Source organism: Streptomyces blastmyceticus, from assembly GCF_039521185.1.
Classification (GTDB): domain Bacteria; phylum Actinomycetota; class Actinomycetes; order Streptomycetales; family Streptomycetaceae; genus Streptomyces; species Streptomyces blastmyceticus.
Genome location: NZ_BAAABW010000001.1, coordinates 188,490 through 206,257, shown reverse-complemented (window position 1 = coordinate 206,257; position 17,768 = coordinate 188,490). Strand labels below are relative to the sequence as shown.

General features: G+C 71.4%; 17 protein-coding genes. 9 read left to right on the top strand and 8 right to left on the bottom strand.

What is annotated here, in order from left to right:
• Positions 1–10: 10 nt before the first annotated feature.
• The 5 genes from ABD269_RS00930 to ABD269_RS00910 all read right to left on the bottom strand — a co-directional run bounded on the left by ABD269_RS00930 (position 11) and on the right by ABD269_RS00910 (position 5,895).
• A complete protein-coding gene (locus tag ABD269_RS00930; protein WP_425572800.1) occupies positions 11–940 on the bottom strand; it encodes a carbohydrate ABC transporter permease in 930 nt (309 codons plus the stop codon).
• Positions 847–1,797, bottom strand: coding sequence for a carbohydrate ABC transporter permease (locus tag ABD269_RS00925; RefSeq protein WP_344115028.1), 951 nt, complete (start codon positions 1,795–1,797; stop codon positions 847–849). The genes ABD269_RS00930 and ABD269_RS00925 overlap by 94 nt, the downstream gene beginning before the upstream one ends.
• An 11-nt stretch (positions 1,798–1,808) precedes the next feature.
• Positions 1,809–3,155 carry an ABC transporter substrate-binding protein gene (locus tag ABD269_RS00920; protein WP_344115026.1) on the bottom strand — a complete coding sequence of 449 codons (1,347 nt, stop codon included), beginning with the start codon at positions 3,153–3,155 and terminating at the stop codon, positions 1,809–1,811.
• Positions 3,156–3,224: 69 nt separating this feature from the next.
• Positions 3,225–4,421: an ROK family transcriptional regulator gene (locus ABD269_RS00915; RefSeq protein WP_344115024.1), complete on the bottom strand. Its 1,197-nt coding sequence runs from the start codon at positions 4,419–4,421 to the stop codon at positions 3,225–3,227.
• A 406-nt stretch (positions 4,422–4,827) separates the two neighbouring features.
• Positions 4,828–5,895 carry a mechanosensitive ion channel family protein gene (locus ABD269_RS00910; RefSeq protein WP_301887364.1) on the bottom strand — a complete coding sequence of 356 codons (1,068 nt, stop codon included), beginning with the start codon at positions 5,893–5,895 and terminating at the stop codon, positions 4,828–4,830.
• 258 nt (positions 5,896–6,153) lie between these two features.
• On the opposite strand from ABD269_RS00910, the gene ABD269_RS00905 reads away from it, so the two are divergent.
• Positions 6,154–6,690: an HNH endonuclease gene (locus ABD269_RS00905; RefSeq protein ID WP_116211844.1), complete on the top strand. Its 537-nt coding sequence runs from the start codon at positions 6,154–6,156 to the stop codon at positions 6,688–6,690.
• A 71-nt stretch (positions 6,691–6,761) separates the two neighbouring features.
• Here the strand turns inward: ABD269_RS00905 and ABD269_RS00900 are convergent, their stop codons facing one another.
• Positions 6,762–9,788, bottom strand: coding sequence for a glycoside hydrolase family 84 protein (locus tag ABD269_RS00900; protein WP_344115020.1), 3,027 nt, complete (start codon positions 9,786–9,788; stop codon positions 6,762–6,764).
• A gap of 276 nt (positions 9,789–10,064) precedes the next feature.
• Between ABD269_RS00900 and ABD269_RS00895 the strand changes: the two genes are divergently transcribed.
• The 3 genes from ABD269_RS00895 to ABD269_RS00885 are packed head-to-tail and all read left to right on the top strand — an operon-like array spanning position 10,065 to position 12,707.
• The gene (locus tag ABD269_RS00895) at positions 10,065–10,250 is read left to right on the top strand and encodes a hypothetical protein (RefSeq protein WP_116211842.1); all 186 of its coding nucleotides are present in this window, start codon (positions 10,065–10,067) and stop codon (positions 10,248–10,250) included.
• Positions 10,251–10,260: 10 nt separating this feature from the next.
• Positions 10,261–12,390, top strand: a complete 2,130-nt coding sequence (malQ, locus tag ABD269_RS00890) for a 4-alpha-glucanotransferase (protein ID WP_344115018.1) — start codon at positions 10,261–10,263, stop codon at positions 12,388–12,390.
• A gap of 47 nt (positions 12,391–12,437) precedes the next feature.
• The gene (locus tag ABD269_RS00885) at positions 12,438–12,707 is read left to right on the top strand and encodes a hypothetical protein (RefSeq protein WP_301887367.1); all 270 of its coding nucleotides are present in this window, start codon (positions 12,438–12,440) and stop codon (positions 12,705–12,707) included.
• Between the two features lie 76 nt (positions 12,708–12,783).
• On the opposite strand, the gene ABD269_RS00880 is transcribed toward ABD269_RS00885, so the two are convergent.
• Positions 12,784–13,347, bottom strand: a complete 564-nt coding sequence (locus ABD269_RS00880; RefSeq protein WP_425572808.1) for a GNAT family N-acetyltransferase — start codon at positions 13,345–13,347, stop codon at positions 12,784–12,786.
• A gap of 144 nt (positions 13,348–13,491) precedes the next feature.
• On the opposite strand from ABD269_RS00880, the gene ABD269_RS00875 reads away from it, so the two are divergent.
• Positions 13,492–14,259: an isocitrate lyase/PEP mutase family protein gene (locus ABD269_RS00875; RefSeq protein WP_344115012.1), complete on the top strand. Its 768-nt coding sequence runs from the start codon at positions 13,492–13,494 to the stop codon at positions 14,257–14,259.
• Here the strand turns inward: ABD269_RS00875 and ABD269_RS00870 are convergent.
• Entirely contained in the window at positions 14,249–14,716 is a 468-nt protein-coding gene (locus ABD269_RS00870; protein WP_344115010.1) for an ATP-binding protein, read from the bottom strand. The genes ABD269_RS00875 and ABD269_RS00870 overlap by 11 nt on opposite strands.
• A 179-nt stretch (positions 14,717–14,895) precedes the next feature.
• Between ABD269_RS00870 and ABD269_RS00865 the strand changes: the two genes are divergently transcribed.
• From ABD269_RS00865 to ABD269_RS00850, 4 genes are all read left to right on the top strand, one after another.
• Complete coding sequence (locus ABD269_RS00865; RefSeq protein ID WP_344115008.1) at positions 14,896–15,750, top strand: helix-turn-helix domain-containing protein; 855 nt, start codon at positions 14,896–14,898, stop codon at positions 15,748–15,750.
• A gap of 11 nt (positions 15,751–15,761) precedes the next feature.
• Complete coding sequence (locus tag ABD269_RS00860) at positions 15,762–15,959, top strand: DUF397 domain-containing protein (protein WP_344115006.1); 198 nt, start codon at positions 15,762–15,764, stop codon at positions 15,957–15,959.
• A 97-nt stretch (positions 15,960–16,056) separates the two neighbouring features.
• Positions 16,057–16,809: a DUF6879 family protein gene (locus ABD269_RS00855; RefSeq protein WP_344115004.1), complete on the top strand. Its 753-nt coding sequence runs from the start codon at positions 16,057–16,059 to the stop codon at positions 16,807–16,809.
• Positions 16,806–17,648 carry a helix-turn-helix domain-containing protein gene (locus ABD269_RS00850; RefSeq protein ID WP_344115002.1) on the top strand — a complete coding sequence of 281 codons (843 nt, stop codon included), beginning with the start codon at positions 16,806–16,808 and terminating at the stop codon, positions 17,646–17,648. Before ABD269_RS00855 ends, ABD269_RS00850 begins: the two co-directional genes overlap by 4 nt.
• The last annotated feature ends 120 nt before the right edge of the window (positions 17,649–17,768 follow it).

The window sequence follows — 17,768 nt, the reverse complement described above, 5'->3', positions numbered from 1 at the left end:
AGCATGGGAATCAGCCCTTTACTCCGGTGAGAGTGACGCCTTCGACGAAGGCTTTCTGTGCGAAGAAGAAAACGACGATGACCGGTGCCATGACCAGCAGTGTCGCCGCCATGGTCAGATTCCAGTTGACGCTGTGCGCGCTCTTGAAGGACTCCAGACCATAACTGAGCGTCCAGGCGCCCGGGTTCTGCGCCGCGTAGATCTGCGGACCGAAGTAGTCGTTCCAGCAGTAGAAGAACTGGAAGAGCGCGACCGCCGCGATTCCCGGCTTGGCCATCGGCACGACGATGCCCAGCAGCGTGCGCAGCTCGCCGCAGCCGTCGACCTTCGCCGACTCCAGGTATTCCTTGGGAATCGTCAGCAGGAACTGCCGGAGCAGGAAGATGGAGTACGCGTCCCCGAACGCCATCGGGATGATCAGCGGCCACAGCGAGCCCGACAGGTGCAGTTGCTGGGCCCACACCAGATACATCGGGATGACGATGACCTGGGGCGGCAGCATCATCGTGGAGATGACGAGGACGAGTGCCGTGCGGCGGCCGCGGAAGCGGAATCTGGCGAGCGCGTAGGCGACCGGGACCGAGGAGCACACGGTGAAGAGGGTGCCCAGTCCCGCGTACAGCAGGGAGTTCCGCCACCAGCCGAGGAAGCCCGGCGTGCGGAACACGTCCGCGTAGTTCGACCAGTTCCACTCGTGCGGCCACAGGTCGCCGCTCATCGCCTGGTCGTCGCTCATGACCGAGGTCAGGAAGACGAAGACGAACGGCAGGACGAAGAAGAGCGCGACGGCGACGGCGGTGGTGTGCACGGCTATCCAGTGCAGAACGCGACGACGGGTTCTCATGGTCAGTCCTCCGCCGTCAGCAGACCGGCCCGCTTGCGCATCAGCAGCGAGGTCACGGCCATGGCGATGGCGAAGAGCACGAGCGAGAGCACGCACGCGGCGCCGGTGTTGAAGTTCTGGAAGCCGAGCGAATAGACCAGCTGCGGCACGGTGAGCGTGGAGTGGTCGGGATAGCCGGGCTGGATGACCGTGCCGGGTCCGACGCTGACCCCGGAGGCGAGCTTTCCGGCGACCAGGGCCTGGGTGTAGTACTGCATGGTCTGCACGACCCCCGTCACCACCGCGAACATCACGATCGGCACGATCGACGGCCAGGTGACGTAGCGGAATTTCGCGAAGGGGCCCGCGCCGTCCAGTTCGGCGGCCTCGTACTGCTCCTTGGGCACGTCCAGCAGGGCGGCCATGAAGATGACCATCAGGTCGCCGATTCCCCACAGGGAGAGCAGCACCAGTGAGGGCTTGGCCCAGTCGGGGTCGTTGAACCAGTTGGGGGCGGAGACGCCGACCGCCGAGAGCGCCTCGTTGACCGGTCCCGTACCGGGGTTGAGCAGGAAGACGAAGGCCACCGTCGCGGCCACGGGCGGGGCCAGATACGGCAGGTAGAAGGCCGTACGGAAAAAGCCCGCTCCCGTTTTCACCTTGGTGACGAGCAGGCCTATGCCCAGTCCGAAGGCGACGCGGAGGGCGACCATGACGACCACGAGCCAGAGGGTGTTCCACAGCGCCGGGCCGAAGAGGGGCATCTGCTCCAGCACATATCTCCAGTTCCGCAGGCCGACGAAGGTCGGGGCCTGGATCTGGTTGTAGTGCATGAAGGAGAAATAGACGGTGGCGAGGAGCGGATAGCCGAAGAAGACGGTGAAGCCGACCAGCCAGGGGGAGAGGAAGCCGAGCGTCCGCAGCCGCTCTCGGGTGCGTTTGCGGCGCAGTTCGGGTGCTATGGGTATCGCCATGGCGGGCTCCGTCAGTTCCGGGACTGGAGGTTGTCTTCGTCTATCTGCCGGTCGAGTGCGCGCAGCCCCTTGGTGAGGTCGTGGACCTTTCCCGCCTCGACGTCGAAGGCGAAATCGCGGAGCGAGACGATGTACTGCCCGCCGTTCACGGACGGCGGCATGCCGGTGCTGCGGGGATTCGCCGCGATGTCGAGGAAGGTGCGGAAGGCGGGGTCGCGTTCCAGCCTCGGCGAGGCGAGCGCGGCGTTGGTGGACGGGATGTTGTGGATGGCGTTGGCGAACGCGACCACTTGATCGGTGTCCGCGGTCAGGAATTTCAGCAGTTCCCACGCCGCGTTCTGATGCTTGCTGCTGTGGGCGATGCCCGCGACCGTGCCGGTGAGATAGCCGCGGCCGTAAGTGTCGGCACGGTCGTCGGGCACCGGCATGGGGGCCGTGCCCCAGCGGAAGGAGGGCCCGGCCTCGTTCAGCATCAGCCCGCGCCATTCGCCGTCCATGTGCATGGCCAGCTTCCCGGTGAGAAACGCGTTCTGCGAGGACATCTCGTCGCCGAAGGTTGTGCGGAATTTCTCCAGCGCCCCGTAGCCGCCCTGCGCGCGGATCAGGTCCCGCTGGACGGTGAAGAACTCCGCGGTCTCGGGCGACTCGGCGAGCCGGGCCTTTCCTTCGGCGTCGAAGTACCGCGGCCCCCACTGGGCGAGAAGCCGGTCCGGGCTGTTCTGGTACAGCCGGAAGTCCGGCATGAAGCCCAGTTGCTTGTACGAGCCGCCGGAGGTCCGCTCGGTGAGCTTCACCGCGTCCTCGCGGAACTCGGACATCGTGCGCGGCGGCCGGGTGATGCCCGCTTTCTCGAAGGCGTCCTTGTTGTAGTAGAGGCCGTAGGCGTCCGCGAGGAGGGGAAGGGCGCACTGCCTGCCCTCGTAGGAGGTGTACGACAGCAGGGTCTTCGGAAAGACCTTCTCCTTGTCGAGGCCCGACTTCTTCATGAAGGGGTCGAGGTCGGCCCACATGCCCGAGGAGCAGTACTGCCCGACGTTGTCGGTGGTGAACGAGGACACCACGTCGGGCGCGTCGCCCCCGCCCGCGCGCAGCGCCTGGTTGACGGTCGCGTCGCTGACGTTCCCGGTCGACTTCACCCGGATGTTGGGGTGCAGCCTCTCGAACCGGGCGATCGCCGCGTCGACGGCCTTGACCTCGTTCTTCTCCGACCAGCCGTGCCAGAACTTCAGGGTCACCGGCCGGGTCGGGTCGTCGTCGGCGCTTCCCCGGCCCGGGTTCGCGCAGCCCGACAGCAGCAGTCCCGCGCAGAGCAGCAGGGGGACGAGGAGGGCCGGCGCGCGGCGGTGCGTTCGCGGCATGGCGGAACTTCCTTTGCGGCAGGGGCGGTCGGGGAGGAAGCGCGCGGGAACGGGCGGGGCGGGGGCCGGTCAGGCCGTGTCGAAGACGGTGTCGCGGGCGTCGGCGAGCGCGATCCGCAGCGCTCCGGTCAGGATCGGCGAGCCCGTCACGGCGCTCAGCCGGAGCAGCGGCCGGGGCAGGGACAGCCCCGTGAGCTCGGCCTCGACCATCGCGCGCAGCCGCTCGCCGCCCGCCTTGCAGACCGCCCCCGAGAGCACCACCAGCTCCGGGTCGACCACGGCGACGACGGCCGCGAGCCCCACGGCCAGCCGCCGCCCGAGCTCGGCGAGCACGTCGTCGCCCGCCCCCGGGGTGGCGGCGGCGAGGGCCAGGGCCTCCGGTGCCGTACGGGCTTCGATGCCGTGGGCGGCGGCGAGCGCGAGCACGGCGGCGGAGGCGACGAGCATCTGGAAGCCCCCGCCGCCGTCCGGGCCCGCGGTCGCGTCCTCGCCGCCGCGCGCGAGCGGCGCGCCGGGCAGCGGCATATAGCCGATCTCGCCCGCGCCCCCGGTGGCGCCGCGCAGCAGGTTGCCGTCGAGCACGATGGCGGCGCCGACGCCCTCGTCCGCCCAGACGAGCACGAAGTCGTCGAAGTCCTGGGCGGTGCCGTGGTGTTGCTCGGCTACGGCCGCGAGGTTGACGTCGTTCTCGATGACGACGGGCGTCCCGAGCACCGCGGCGAGCTCGTCGCGCAGGCTGCGGGACTGCCAGCCCGGCAGGTGCGGCGCGTAGCGCAGGGTCCCGGTGCGCGGGTCGAGGGCGCCCGGGGTGCCGATGACGGTGCGGTGCAGGGCGTCGTGGCCCAGGCCCGCCGCGGCGAGCGCCCCGTCGACGACCTCGGCGACGAGCGCGGCGGTACGGGTCCGTACGGGCTCGGCCGTCGCCTCCGCCTCGACGCGGTGCTCGCCGACGACCCGCCCGGTGATGTCCGCGACCACCGCGGTGACGCCCTCGGGGTCCACGGCGAGCGCCGCGACGTGGGCGACGCCCGGGTTCACCTCGTACAGCTGGGCGCTGGGCCCGGGCCGGCCGGTGACGCTGCCGGTCGGACGCACCAGCCCGGCGGCCTCCAGCCGCGTCAGCAGCTGCGAGGCGGTGGGCTTGGACAGCCCGGTCAGCTCACCGAGCCGGGTGCGGGTGAGGGGGCCGTGGGCGATGAGCAGATCGAGGGCCGCCCGGTCGTTCATGGCGCGCAGCACGCGTGGTGTCCCGGGGGTTCCGGCCATGGCCTCCGCCTCGTCTGTTAGGAAACTTTCCTATCGATCAACGAGACGTTAAGCCTGCGATAAAGGTGGCGTCAATGGGTGCGGCCCGGCGGTTTTTGTTCCCCACCCCGCCCCTTCCCGCAGCGTCTGATGCTCGGCTCCGCCGAGGCCGGGGCTCCGCCCCGGACCCGTGCCCGGGTGCGGCCCGGCGGGCTTTGCTCCCCCACCCCGCCCCTTCCCGAAACTGGGGCTCCGCCCCAGACCCCGGTCCTCAAACGCCGGACGGGCTGGATTTCGCGGACCGTAGCCAGCGAATTCAGCCCGTCCGGCGTTTGAGGACAAGCGGCGCAGCCGCTTCAGGGGGTCCGGGGGTTTCCCCCGGTTTCGGGAAGGGGCGGGGCTGGGGAACAAGCCCGCCGCAGGCGGATCACTTCCCCAGCGAGGGGCCCGGCGGTATCGGGACAGTGGCCTGGGACTGCGGGGAAGTCGGATTGGCCAAAGCGGACGGCGCGGCGACGCCCGCCGAAGGGTCGGGCGAGGACGCCGTCTCCAGGTCCGCGTCCAGCGGCCGACCCACGATGCGAATCCCCTCCGCATCCAGCTCCCGCTTGATCCGCCAGCGAAGCTCCCGCTCCACCCCCAGCGCCACCCCCGGCATCGTCTTCGCGGACACCCGGATGACGACGGAGTCGAGGTAGACCGCGTCCAGGCCGAGCACCTCGACCGGCTCCCACAGCCGCTCGTTCCACGGTTCGTCCTTCTGCATGTCCTCGCCGACCCGGGTGATGATGCCGCGCACCCGGTCCAGGTCCTCGTCCGAGCGGACCTGGATGTCGACGCCCGCCGTGGCCCAGCCCTGGCTGAGGTTGCCGATGCGCTTGACCTCGCCGTTGCGCACGTACCAGATGGCACCGTTGGAGCCGCGCAGCTTGGTGACGCGCAGGCCCACCTCGATGACGGTGCCGGTGGCGACGCCCGCGTCCACCTCGTCACCGACGCCGTACTGGTCCTCAAGGATCATGAAGACGCCGGACAGGAAGTCCGTGACCAGGTTGCGGGCGCCGAAACCGATGGCCACACCGGCCACACCGGCGCTCGCGAGCAGCGGGGCCAGGTTGATCTTCAGCACGGACAGCACGGTCAGCGCCGCCGTGCCCATGATGAGGAACGAGGTGACGCTGCGCAGCACCGAGCCGATGGCCTCGGAGCGCTGCCTGCGCCGCTCCGCGTTGACCAGCAGACCGCCGAGCGCCGTGCCGTCGAGGGACTCGGTGGTGCGGTTCATGCGGGCTATGAGCTTGGTGATGGCCCGCCGGATCAGGGACCGCATCACGATCGCGATCACCACGATCAGGATCATGCGCAGGCCGTTGCTGAGCCAGATGGACCAGTTCTCCTCCACCCAGCCCGCGGCGTCGTTCGCCGTCCGTTGCGCCTCGTCCAGGGAAACGGGACGGGGCGTCGAGTCGGCAGCCAGGGCAGCGGACCAGAACACAGCAGTAACCCTCCGTATGAGCCACGCCCGCGGCGGAACAGCCGCGCGGGCAGCTCACCACACTAACGGGGCAGCCGCGTTCCTCCGTTGCTCTGTTCGAGATGGGGCCGGTCTTGAGCGGGGGATGAACACACTGTGTTCCAAAACACCCGTGGCCCGTTACCCGACGATGGTGGCGCTCCGGCCGGGGGCCGGGGGACACTTGCAGGAGATCGTCCCGGCGCGAGCCACGCGCCGCCGGCGTACAAGGAGGCACCCGTGCCGCATGTCCTGGTCCTCAATGCGTCGTACGAGCCGCTCGGCGTCGTACCGCTCCGCCGCGCGCTCATACTCGTCCTCAACGAAAAGGCCGTCAGCCTCGAGGACTCCGGCGCCTATATGCACAGCGCGACCTGCACCATCCCCGCACCCAGCGTCGTCCGGCTGAAGCGCTTTGTGCGGGTGCCCTTTCGGGGGCCCGTTCCGCTCACCCGCCGCGCCCTCTTCGCCCGCGACGGCGGCCGATGCGCGTACTGCGGTGGCGTCGCAACCAGCGTCGATCACGTCGTCCCGCGCAGCCGTGGTGGCCAGCACGCCTGGGAAAACGTGGTGGCCGCGTGCCGCCGCTGCAACCACGTCAAGGCCGACCGGCACGTCGCCGAGCTGGGGTGGAGGCTGCGGCATCAGCCGGCACCGCCGTCCGGGCTGGCGTGGCGCATCATCGGCACGGGGCATAGGGACCCGCGCTGGCTGCCTTATCTGGAGGCATTCGGCGCGGAGGACGCGATGGCCCGGATCGACGGCATTTCCGCCTGAGTCGACCGGGCCGTTGTCATAGTGTGCGCGCGGTCACCCGCGCGTACGGCGATGGCCCGGTCTCACGGCTTCTACGTGCCCTTCTCCTGCTTGTCCGCCACGGCGTACGCCTCCACCTCCGTCAGCGCGTAGGCATCGTCCGTCGCCCGCTTCCCGCCCTGGACCCGGACGAACCGGGCCTCCGGCGCGTCCATCCGCACCGTCTCCTCCCCGCCCCTGCCCCGGTCGACGACCGCCGCGTCCCGCCAGGTCCGGCCGTCCGGGGAGACCTGGACGCGGTAGCGGGACGGGTGCCCGTCCCGCCAGTGCAGCACGAGGCTGCCCAGCCGGGCCGGGCGCGCCAGCTCCAGCTGCCACCAGGCACCGTCGTCGGGCTCGGCGGCCCACCAGGTTCCGAGGTCGCCGTCGACGGCCGCCGACGCCGGGTGGCGGCCCGACGCGTCGCCCGAGGACGTCGCCCTCGCGCCGCGCGCCAGGTCCGGGCCGCCGACCGGCGGGTACGCCCGTACGGTCAGGGTCCGCTCCACGTCCCCCAGCCGGATCGGCACGGTGAAGGTCCGGGCCGGGGACCCGGCGGGCACGGACAGCTCGATACGGGCCGTCGTCACGCCCCCGCGCGCCACCGCCAGCTCCGGCGGTGCCTTGACAGTGACGCCCGACGGAGCCTGCACGGTGAGCTTCTCGTGGACCGCGTCCGGCCGCCGGTTGATCATTCGGACGTCCACGGCCGCGGGCTGCCCGCCGGTCTCCGTGTCCACGTCACTGCGCGTGAGCTCGAAGTCGGCCGACGGGGTGTCCCCGAACCACGGCGCGATCTCGTGCACGGCGGGCGGAGCGCTGCCGTCCGCCCAGACCAGCCGCAGCGCGTCGGCCCGTACGCCCCTGCCCGGCGACTGGGTCCAGCCGCTGTCGGACACCGCGCCGAGCGGCTGCCAGCCCTTGGCCGGGTCATGGGCCTCGACCGTGCCACGCACGCCCTTGCCCGGCGCGGTGAGCACGGTGACCGCCGTCAGCGGGTGCTGCCCCGCCAGCCGTACGGTCAGCGGGGTGCCCGCGCGCGGTGTCGTCGCCGTCGTGGGATCGCCGTCCGTCGCCGCGCCCGCCGTGCGCGCCGGCCGGTCCACGCCCGTCCAGCCGTTCGCACGGGCCAGGGCCTGGTCCAGGAACGGCGCCAGCACCCCCTTGCCGACCGTCACCGGGCTGTCGTCGATCCGCTCCCGCAGCCCCTGCACGTCGAGCTGGGCCCGCCAGGCCGCGGCGCCGTCGCCGCGCGCCTGCGCGGTGAGCATGTCCACGGCCCGCGCGCCCGCCTCGCCGTGCCGCGCCAGCTGGTCCAGCCACGGCCGCACCTCGCCGCCGAAGCCGTCGAGGGCCCGGGTCAGACGGCCCGGGGCGTCCCGCATCGTGCCGAAGGCCGACCGCAGCCGGTCCGCCGCCTCGGCCAGCCTGCCCTGGTCCGTGCCCGACAGCGCCTCCCAGAAGGCGTCAAGCAGCGGGCGCAGATACGCCGACTCCTCGCCGCCGAGCACGGAGGAGGCGTCGTTGCCCGCCAGCGCCCGCAGCGCATCCCGGGTCGGACCGTCCGGGCCCGCCAGGTCGTCGACGGCCGCCTGCCACGACTCGTCGGGGCGGTAGCCGCGCGGGTTCCAGGCGTAGTCGGCGGCGGTGAACAGCGGGATGCGCGAAGCGGTCGGCTGCGCGGCGGCGTTGGCCAGCAGCGCGGCCGAGCCGGTCGCCACGGCCGGCTCCCGGCCGGTGTACGGGCCGAGGAAGATGCGGTCCTCGGCGAAGTCGTTCACCGGGTAGTTGTCCATGGTGACCAGCGGGTGCGCGAACGCCGCGTGCGCGTCGGCGAGTTCACCGCCGGTGATGGTCCTGGGCACCACCCCGACCCCCGTCCACGCCACCTCCACCCGCGGGTCGAGCGCGTCGGCCAGCGCCCGCCGGAACGCCGTCCGGCCGTCCTGGTAGTACTCGGTCGGCAGCAGCGACAGCGGAGCGGCCTCGGCGCCCTTGGCCGCCAGGTGCGCGGCGATCGCGCCCGCGACCTTCGCCTGAGCCTTCGCCGCCGCCTTCGGCCCGGAGCCGAAGGCCTGCGCGTCCGCGTCGCAGTGCCACTCGCTGTAGCTCACGTCCTGGAACTGCAGCTGGAAGGCGCGCACCCCCAGCGCCCACATCCCGTCGATCTTCCGCTTGAGGTCCCGCAGGTCCCCGGCGGACGAGAAGCACATCGACTGCCCCGGCGCGACCGCCCAGCCGAGCGTCACATGGTTGCGGCGGGCCCGCTCGGCCAGCGCGCGGAAGTCGGCGCGCTGCGCGGCGGGGTACGGGGCGCGCCAGCGGGCCTGGCGGTAGGGGTCGTCGCCGGGCGCGTAGAGATAGCGGTTCTGCTTCGTCCGCCCCATGAAGTCCAGCTGCGCGAGCCGCTGTTCGCGGGACCACGGCTGCCCGTAGAACCCCTCGGTCAGCCCGCGCACCGCCGTGCCCGGCCAGTCGCGGACCACCGCACCGGCGAAGGCCTGCCCGCCGTCGCGCGCCACCGCCAACTGCCGCAGCGTCTGCGCCGCGTGGAACAGCCCGTCCGGGCCGTTGCCCGACAGCGCCGCCGTCGGCCGCCCGTCGACCTGGCCGGTCGCGAGGCGGTAGCCGCCCGTGGGCAGGTCACCGGCGGCGGGCGCGCCCAGCGCCTTGAGGGCGTCCTCGGCGGCCTGCCCGCCCGCGTAGACGATCAGCCCGCTCGGCGGCGGGGTGCCGCCGGGCGCGGCGTCGACGACCGTACGGGCACCGGCCGCGCGCAGGACGGCGCGGAGCGCGTCGATCGCGTACGGATCGGTGCCGTTGTCGGCCATGAGGGTGACCTGGTCGCCGACCGGGACGTACGCCCCCAGCGCGCGCGAGGTCTGCGGGCGCGGCCACACCGGCGGCAGACCGGACTCGCCCTCCCGGTCGGGCACGGACGTCGCCGTGCCGTCCGGCCGGGGCTCGGCGAGGGCGTCGGACGAGCCGCCCAGCAGCCCGCCGAGGAGGGCCGCGGCCAGCACGGTGACCCCGGCGCGGCGGGGGTGGGCGAACGAGGAGTCACTGCCCCGGAAGTGCACGGCCGTCTCCTCATTGTTCCCGGTGTTCCCCGTGTTCCCCGTGTCGGTGAGGGTCGAGCCCATCACCAGCCGGTGAACGTGTCAACGGACGTGACCGAAGTGCGCTTATTGCCCGGCGAGTCTGGGTGTCCGTCCACTCCCGGGGCTCCGCGGACCGGGGTCCGGGGCGGAGCCACGGTTCGCGGAGAGGCGGGGTGGGGAAAGAACTGTGTCTGCGGGCCCGGCCAGTGGGTAGGCCAAGACATGACCCACCCCCGTCACCCACAGGAGGCCCCCGTGGCCGCGTCAGCCCAACTGCTGCTCTCCGCTCTCACCAGCTGCTCGGAACCGCCCCTGACCAGCGAACCTCCCCTCGCCGACACCACCCCCCTCACCAGCGAACCCCCGCTCACCCCCGAACCGCCCCTCACCAGCGAACCCACCACCCGCACCCCCTGTGGCACGGAGAACCCGGAGATCTGAGGAGGCCCGGATGGGCAGAGCGCACCTCGCCGCCCTGCACGGCGTCGCCACCTCCTACGCTCCCGCGCCCGGCCGGAGCGTCCCGGTGTCAGAGGACACCGTCGTCGCCGTCCTCGCCGCCCTGGGCGTCGACGCGTCCACCCCCCGGTCCGTCCAGGAGGCGCTGGAGGCCCGCGCGCAGGCGGACGCCCTGCGGCTGCTGCCCGCCACGGTGGTGCTGCGCCCTTCCCGGCCGGAGCTGCCCGCGCTGCCGGAGGGCACGCTGCTGCGGGTCGAGACCGAGGACGGGCGGAGTGTCGCGTGGGAGGGGCCCGCGGGAGCCCCGACCGGCGCTCGGGACACCACGTGCGCCGATGGCTCGCCGCACGCAACCGATGATTTCCTCGGCGGCCTGCCGTACGGCCGTCACCTCCTGCACGCCCACGCCCCCGACGGCCGGACCGCCGGCGCGTCCCTGATCGTCGCCCCCGAGCGGCTGCCCGCGCCCCCGGGGCGCGCCCACGGTTTCCTCGTGCAGCTGTACTCCCTGCTGTCCGCCCGCTCCTGGGGCATGGGCGACCTCGGCGACCTGGCGGAGCTCGCGGCCTGGTCTGGGCGTACGTACGGCTCGGACTTCGTGCAGGTCAACCCGCTGCACGCGGCCGTGCCCGGCACCCAGGGCGCGCCCACCGACCCCTCGCCCTACCGCCCCTCCTCCCGCCGCTTCCCCGACCCCGTGCACCTGCGGGTCGGGGACGTCACGGAGTACGCGCACCTCACCGGCGCCGCGCGCGAGCGCGCCGGGACGCTCCTGACCAGGGCCGCCGCTCTGCGGGACGGTGTGCTGTGCGGGGCCGAGCTCATCGACCGGGACGCCGTGTGGGCGCTCAAGCGGCGGGCTCTGGAGCTCGTACGGGCCGTGCCGCTCGGCCCCGGGCGCCGGGCCGCGTACGACGCCTTCCGCGCCGAGCAGGGCCGGGCGCTGGAGGACCACGCCACCTGGTGCGCGCTCGCCGAGGCGCACGGCACCGACTGGCGGGGCTGGCCCGGCGGCCTGAAGGACCCCCGCTCCGCCGCCACGGCCCGCGCCCGCGAGGAACTCCACGACCGCGTCGACTTCCACTGCTGGCTCGCCTGGCTGACCGACGAGCAGCTGGCAGCCGCGCAGCGGGCGGCGCGCGAGGCGGGCATGCGCGTCGGGCTCGTCCACGACCTGGCCGTCGGCGTCCACCCCTCGGGCGCCGACGCCTGGGCGCAGCAGGACGCCTTCGCCGCGGGCATGTCCATCGGCGCGCCCCCCGACGCCTTCAACTCCCGCGGCCAGGACTGGGGCCTGCCGCCCTGGCGGCCCGACGCCCTGGAGGCCGGCGGCTACGGCCCGTACCGCGACCTGCTGCGCGGCCTGCTGCGGCACGCGGGCGCGCTGCGCATCGACCATGTGATGGGCCTGTTCCGCCTGTGGTGGGTTCCGGAGGGCCGCGAACCGACGCTGGGCACGTACGTCCGCTACGACCCGGAGGCCATGCTCGGCGTCCTCGCCCTGGAGGCCCACCGCGCGGGCGCCACCGTCATGGGGGAGGACCTCGGCACGGTCGAACCGGGTGTCCGCGACGCGCTCGCCGAGCGGGGCGTGCTGGGCACCTCGGTGCTGTGGTTCGAACGGGACTGGGCGCGGGAGCCCGCCGAGCCCCTGGAGCCCGCCCGGTGGCGCACGTCCTGCCTGGCCACCGCCACCACCCACGACCTGCCGAGCACCGCCTCCCGGCTGACCGGCGACCACGTCGGGCTGCGCCACCGGCTGGGCCTCCTCGGCCGCCCGCTCGCCGACGAGCGGCGGGAGGACGCGCGCGAGGTCGCCGAGTGGCTGGCGCTCTTCCGGCGGCTGGGCCTGCTTCCGGAAGGGGAGGTCGACGAGGAGGCCGCCGTCCGGGCCGTCCACCGCTATCTCCTGCTCACCCCGGCCCGCATGATCGGCGTCTGGCTGCCGGACACGGTCGGGGACCGGCGGCCGCAGAACCTGCCCGGCACGTGGGACCAGTACCCCAACTGGCGACTGCCCGTCGCCGACGCCACCGGCCGCCCCGTCTCCCTGGAGGAACTGGTCGCCTCGCCCCGGCTACACGCCCTGATGCAGGAGGTCAGAGGGGTGAGGTCCCCATAGGCCACCCCGGACGCGCGGTCCGAGCGAGTGTCCGATACGTTGAGCCCGTGAGCAATAAGGTCAACAAGAACGCCGTGCGTGCCGGTGCCATCGCCACCGGCACAATGCTGATGCTGCTGATGTCGTCCCCCGCGTTCGCGCTCACCCGCGACGACGGCGACGACCCGGGCCCGGGCCTGAGCGTGCTCGACACCCTCGGCCTCTACGTCGCCGCGCCGATCGTCCTCTTCCTGGTGATCGCCGGCCTCGTCATGGTCGCCTCGCGCCACGGGGACAACCCGCACACCCGCGACACCCACCACGCACGCACGCGCTGACCCTTCTCCTTCCGCCGCCCGGCGCCACTGCCCCTTCGGGGCGGGGTGCCGGGCGGTTTTGTTCGCGCGCGTGGGGTCACCCCTCTTGGCGGAGGTCGAGCATGTGGAAAACCTTGTCGTAGCGGCGTGCGCCGACGGCGACGAAGTCGGGCAGACGCCCGTATTCGCTGAAGCCCAGCGACCGGTAGAGGTGCAGGGCATTGCTGTTGTCGCCCCGGGCGTCCAGGGTGAGGACCTCGATTCCCGCCCGCCTGGCGTCAGCGATCAGGGCGGCGGTCAGTGCCCGACCGACGCCGCGACCGTGGGCGGCGGCAGCCACCGCGATCTTCTCCAGATCGGCGTGCGGACGATGCGTCGGTCGCGCGTAGCGCAGCCAGTACCCCAGCCCGACCAGCCGACGGTCGACGTAAGCGGCACGCATCGCCGCATCGCCGGCGTGGGCCGCGGAGACGACGTGGTCGAGGAGTTCCGCCACCTCATCGGGCGAGGGCGGTTCGACCCAGCCGAGTGCCGCACCTCCACGGACCAGGTCCGCCAGGATCCGATGGGCCGACTCCGCGAACCGGGCCCCGAGGTCCGGATCGGCCGTCACTTCCGTCGCGTCGAGGACGACGGGCTCGCGGGTCCCGCTGCTGGTCATGGCCGTATTCATGGCCGGCAGCCTAACCAGCCCGAGTCCCGGCCGCGATGTCTGACCTGCCCGCTAGCCTGGCGCCATGCCCTTGATGAGCCACGCCCCTCTGACCGGCCCGGAGTTCGTCGTCCCACTGGAAGCGAGGACCCGTTGAACACCGCGTTCCACGCACTGCATCACGCGGACCGGCCGTTGCTGCTGCCCAACGCCTGGGACTTCGCGTCGGCCGCGGCGCTGGCCGCTGCGGGGTTCGCGGCCATCGGCACGACCAGCCTCGGTGTGGCCGCGGCCAACGGCCTGCCCGACGCCGCGGGATTGGCCCGCGACGAGACCGTGGCGCTGGCGAGGAGGCTGGTCCGGTTGTCGTGCCCGGTCACCGTCGACATCGAGGCGGGCTTCAGCGCCGACCCGGGGGAAGTAGGTGACCTGGTAGCCGAGTTGGCCGACCTCGGGGTCGCCGGGATCAACCTGGAGGACGGGCGCGGCGACCGGCTGGCCGCCCCCGCGACGCAGGTGGCGTTGATCCGCGCGGTCAAGAGCCGGGCGCCCGAAGTCTTCCTCAACGCCCGCGCGGACACCTACTGGCTGGGGGTCGACGCTTCGGTGCCCGCGACGCTGGACCGCGCGCGACGGTACGTGGAAGCGGGCGCCGACGGGATCTTCGTGCCGGGCCTGGCCGGGGAGGAGGACATCGCCGCCGTGACCGCCGCGGTGCCCGTACCGGTCAACGTGCTGCACCTGCCCGCCCTCGGCCTCGACCGGTTGGCGGACCTGGGCGTGCGGCGGGTCAGCACCGGCTCCCTGCTCTTCCGCGCGGCCCTGAAAGCCACGGTCACCACGGCAGTCGCGGTCCGTGACGGCGACCCGCTGCCCGCGGGCATCCCCGGCTACGCGGAGACCGACGCGCTCAGCCGCTGATCGCCGCTGGGGCGTCTTCCCGCAGGACGAACCACACTTCCTTGCCGATGGGCCGCAGCTCGTCCCACAGCAGCGTGACCCCGGACGCGTGCGCGAGGCGGCGTACGAGCGTGAGCCCCCGGCCGTTCTCCGCGTCGGCGCGAGCGCTGCGGGGCCACGGCAGTCGTCCGGGGTCGTCGTCGCGCACGGCCACTACGACGCTGCCGTTGTCGTGGACGACGACCTCCACGGTGAGCGCGGCCACGCGCGCGTGCGTCACGACGTTGGCGACGGCGTCGGAGACGCAGACACAGGCGTCACCGATCAGCGGCTCGTGCGCGTTGGCCGCGAGCGCGGCCGTGATGAAGCTCCGGGCCACGTGGGCGGTTGTCGCGGTCGCGGGGGCGGTCAGCTGGTAGGTCTGCGCGGTCTTGTGGGCGGTGGTGGTGAGGGGAGTGGCGAGCGTTGCTGTACTCATGTTTGTCTCCCGCTACTGCAACTTGCTTGCGGATGGCTGTAGTTCGGGCTACCCCGACTCTGTGAGGACCGTAGGGGTCAACCATGCTCCGGAGCAAGCTTGTTGCTTCGAAGTAGCCCTCACGAGTGGACCCATGGCACGGTTGCGCGGGACACTGTGCGCGACCAGGGGAAGGTGACATGCCGCCGAGGGACAACCCGAGTGCCCGACAGGTGCGTTTGGGTGCAGAGCTGCGCAAGCTGCGTGAACGCGCGGGTAAAACGGCCCGCGAAGCCGCTGGTCTGATCTCCACTGACCAGGCGAAGATCAGTCATATCGAAGCGGGTCGTGTCGGGATCGGTGAGGAGCGCATCCGTCGCCTGGCGACGTTCTACTCCTGCCGAGATGAGGCGCTGATTGATGCGCTCTGCTCGATAGCACGGGAGCATCGTGGCAAGGGGTGGTGGGACGCGTACCGAGGGGTCCTTGTCCCTGGGTTCCTTGATATTGCCGAGTTGGAACACCATGCGGTAAGCCTTCGAGCCCTGCAGCCGGTGACATTCCCGGGTGTCTTCCAGACCGAGAGTTATGCGCGGGCCCTTTTCAGGGGGTCCAGTCCCGTGCTACCCGCTGACGAGGTCGAAGCGCGAGTGGAGCATCGCATGAAGCGGCGGGTGATCTTTGAACGTGCGGCGCCTCCGCGCTTCGAAGTGATCATCCATGAAGCTGCCCTGCGTATGCGCATCGGTGGCCGGAAAGTGGCCCGGGAACAGCTCGATCACCTGATGGAAGCGTCCGAGCGGCCGTACGTGACCGTGCGCGTCATCCCGTTCGCCAGCGATGACTTCGTCGAGGTCACCCAGACTGTGCTGTACGCGGGTGGTGTTGTTCGTCAATTGGACACGGTTCAAATCGATACGCCGTTTGGTGGTCGATACCTGAACTCCGTTGCAGAACTCGGCAGTTACAGGGCGCTCGTTGATTCTGCGGAGCGCGCCTCCCTTGATCCCCTGGAATCGCGAAGGTTCATTCGTGATGTCACACGAGAGCTGTGAAGGTCCTGGCGATGAGTACTGGAATCAAGTGGCAGAAATCCTCCTTTTCCGGAGCCGGTGGTGAGCAGTGCGTCGAGATCGCAGCCCAAGTCGACGTGATCCTGATACGCGAGAGCGACGAACCGGGCGTGACCGCGAGAGCGAGCCACGCCCCCTTCGCTGCCTTCCTGGCCGGCGTGAAGACGGGGCGCTTCGACAGCTACCAGTAGAGCGGGATCCCACGCGAATAATCGAGAATCACGCCGGACAGAACCTCCTGGGCGGTCCCATCCTGGTCGGGATCCGTCCGACGAGAGGGGAACGACGATGGCTCGGCGACTTCGCTTCATCGGTACCAACTCCGGCAACGACGGCTGTCCGACGCTGTATGAAGACCTGGACACCGGGGATGTGCTGGTCCAAGGGGATGCGGTGACCGACCCCGACGACGTGGCTCAGCTCCGTAATGTGAAGGACGGAGAGCGGGCCGTCGTGGTGCCGCGCGTCCTGCTGGCGGACTTCGCTCCGAGGGAGGTTGACAGGGTGCCCGTGATGATCGGCTTCGGCGAGTTCGGAGGGATGTTCCGGACGTTCGAGCACACCGCCTGGCGCCTGGAGACCCGTCGTCGCTATCAGTCGGACGAGGAGACGGAGACATACCGCCGGTTCGCTCGTGGCGAGGACGCCGGATGGGATCTGGATGACCCGTGGTGCGTCTCCCGGCGTGAACAGTCGGCCCTGGGCAAGCGGTTCGAGCGCGTCCGTGTGGTGGACAACCCGCCGACTCCGGGGCAGCGGTACCTGCTCGACAACGCCCGCCGGAACAGTGCCGTGGGCGAAGACATCCGGAACCTGTGGAGGGGCGACGCGGAGCGGCTGAAGCTCCCGGAGGAAGACTTCTGGCTCTTCGATTCGCGCGTTATCGCGCGGCTTCACTTCGACGACGCCGACCGGATGACCGGCGTCGAACTCGTCACGGATCCTGTGGAAGTCGCGCGCGCCTGCCAGGTCCGCGATGCGGCATGGCACCACGCCATTCCCTACGACAAGTTCAGGGATCAGGTGCCTTCCACCGAGTGACCACAGACTTTCAGCAGGCCAGGGCTGCCCTCGGTGCGCGACTCCGCGAGTTGCGCACCGAGCGGAGGCTTACGGGCAGGGAGCTGGCGGACAAGCTGGGGTGGACTCAGTCCAAGGTCAGCAAGCTGGAGACCGGCCGCCAGACCGCGACGGCTGACGACCTTCTGGCGTGGGCGCGGGGCACCGGGCGGCCCGAGGCCGCCGAGGAACTGACCACGCGGCTCCGGAGCCTGGAATCCCGGTCCCGCTCCTGGCGGCGACAGCTCGCCGCCGGACACAAGCCCGTCCAGGACGCACTCACGGCCGAGTACGAGCGTTCCACGATTTTCCGGGCCTGGCAGAGCGCCATGGTCGCCGGCATGTTCCAGACGGCGGAGTACGCCCGCCACATTATCTCGCGGTACAGAGATCTGCACCAGTCGGTCCGGGACACGGAAGAAGCCGTCCGGGCACGCGTGAAGCGTCAGGAAATGCTGTACGAGCCGGGCAGGACGTTCCACATCGTGATGTGGGAAGCCGCGTTGCACTCCCTGGTCTGCCCGCCTTCAGTGCTGGCCGCGCAACTCGACCGCCTGAGCGGCGTACTCGGACTCGACACCGTGTCCCTGGGCATTGTCCCGTTCGGTGCCCCGCTCAAGCTACCGCCGGCCAACGGGTTCTGGGTCTATGACGAACGCCTGGTCATCGCGGAGGACTGGCACGCGGAACTGTGGCTCGACGACGCGGAGAGCGTCGGTCTGTATCTCAAGGTGTGGCAGGCGTTCGCCGACTCGGCTGTCTACGGTGCCGACGCACATCGCGTGCTCACCCGGGCCCGGCGGGCGCTGGACACCGCTTGAGAATCATGCGGAAGTCCCGCTTGCGTTGGTCGAATATTCGCGAATCAGAGATTCCGGGCAAGCGCCTCGCCCCTAGCGTGTCTGCAAGGCAAGCAGCAGAGAGACGACGCCGGACGAAGC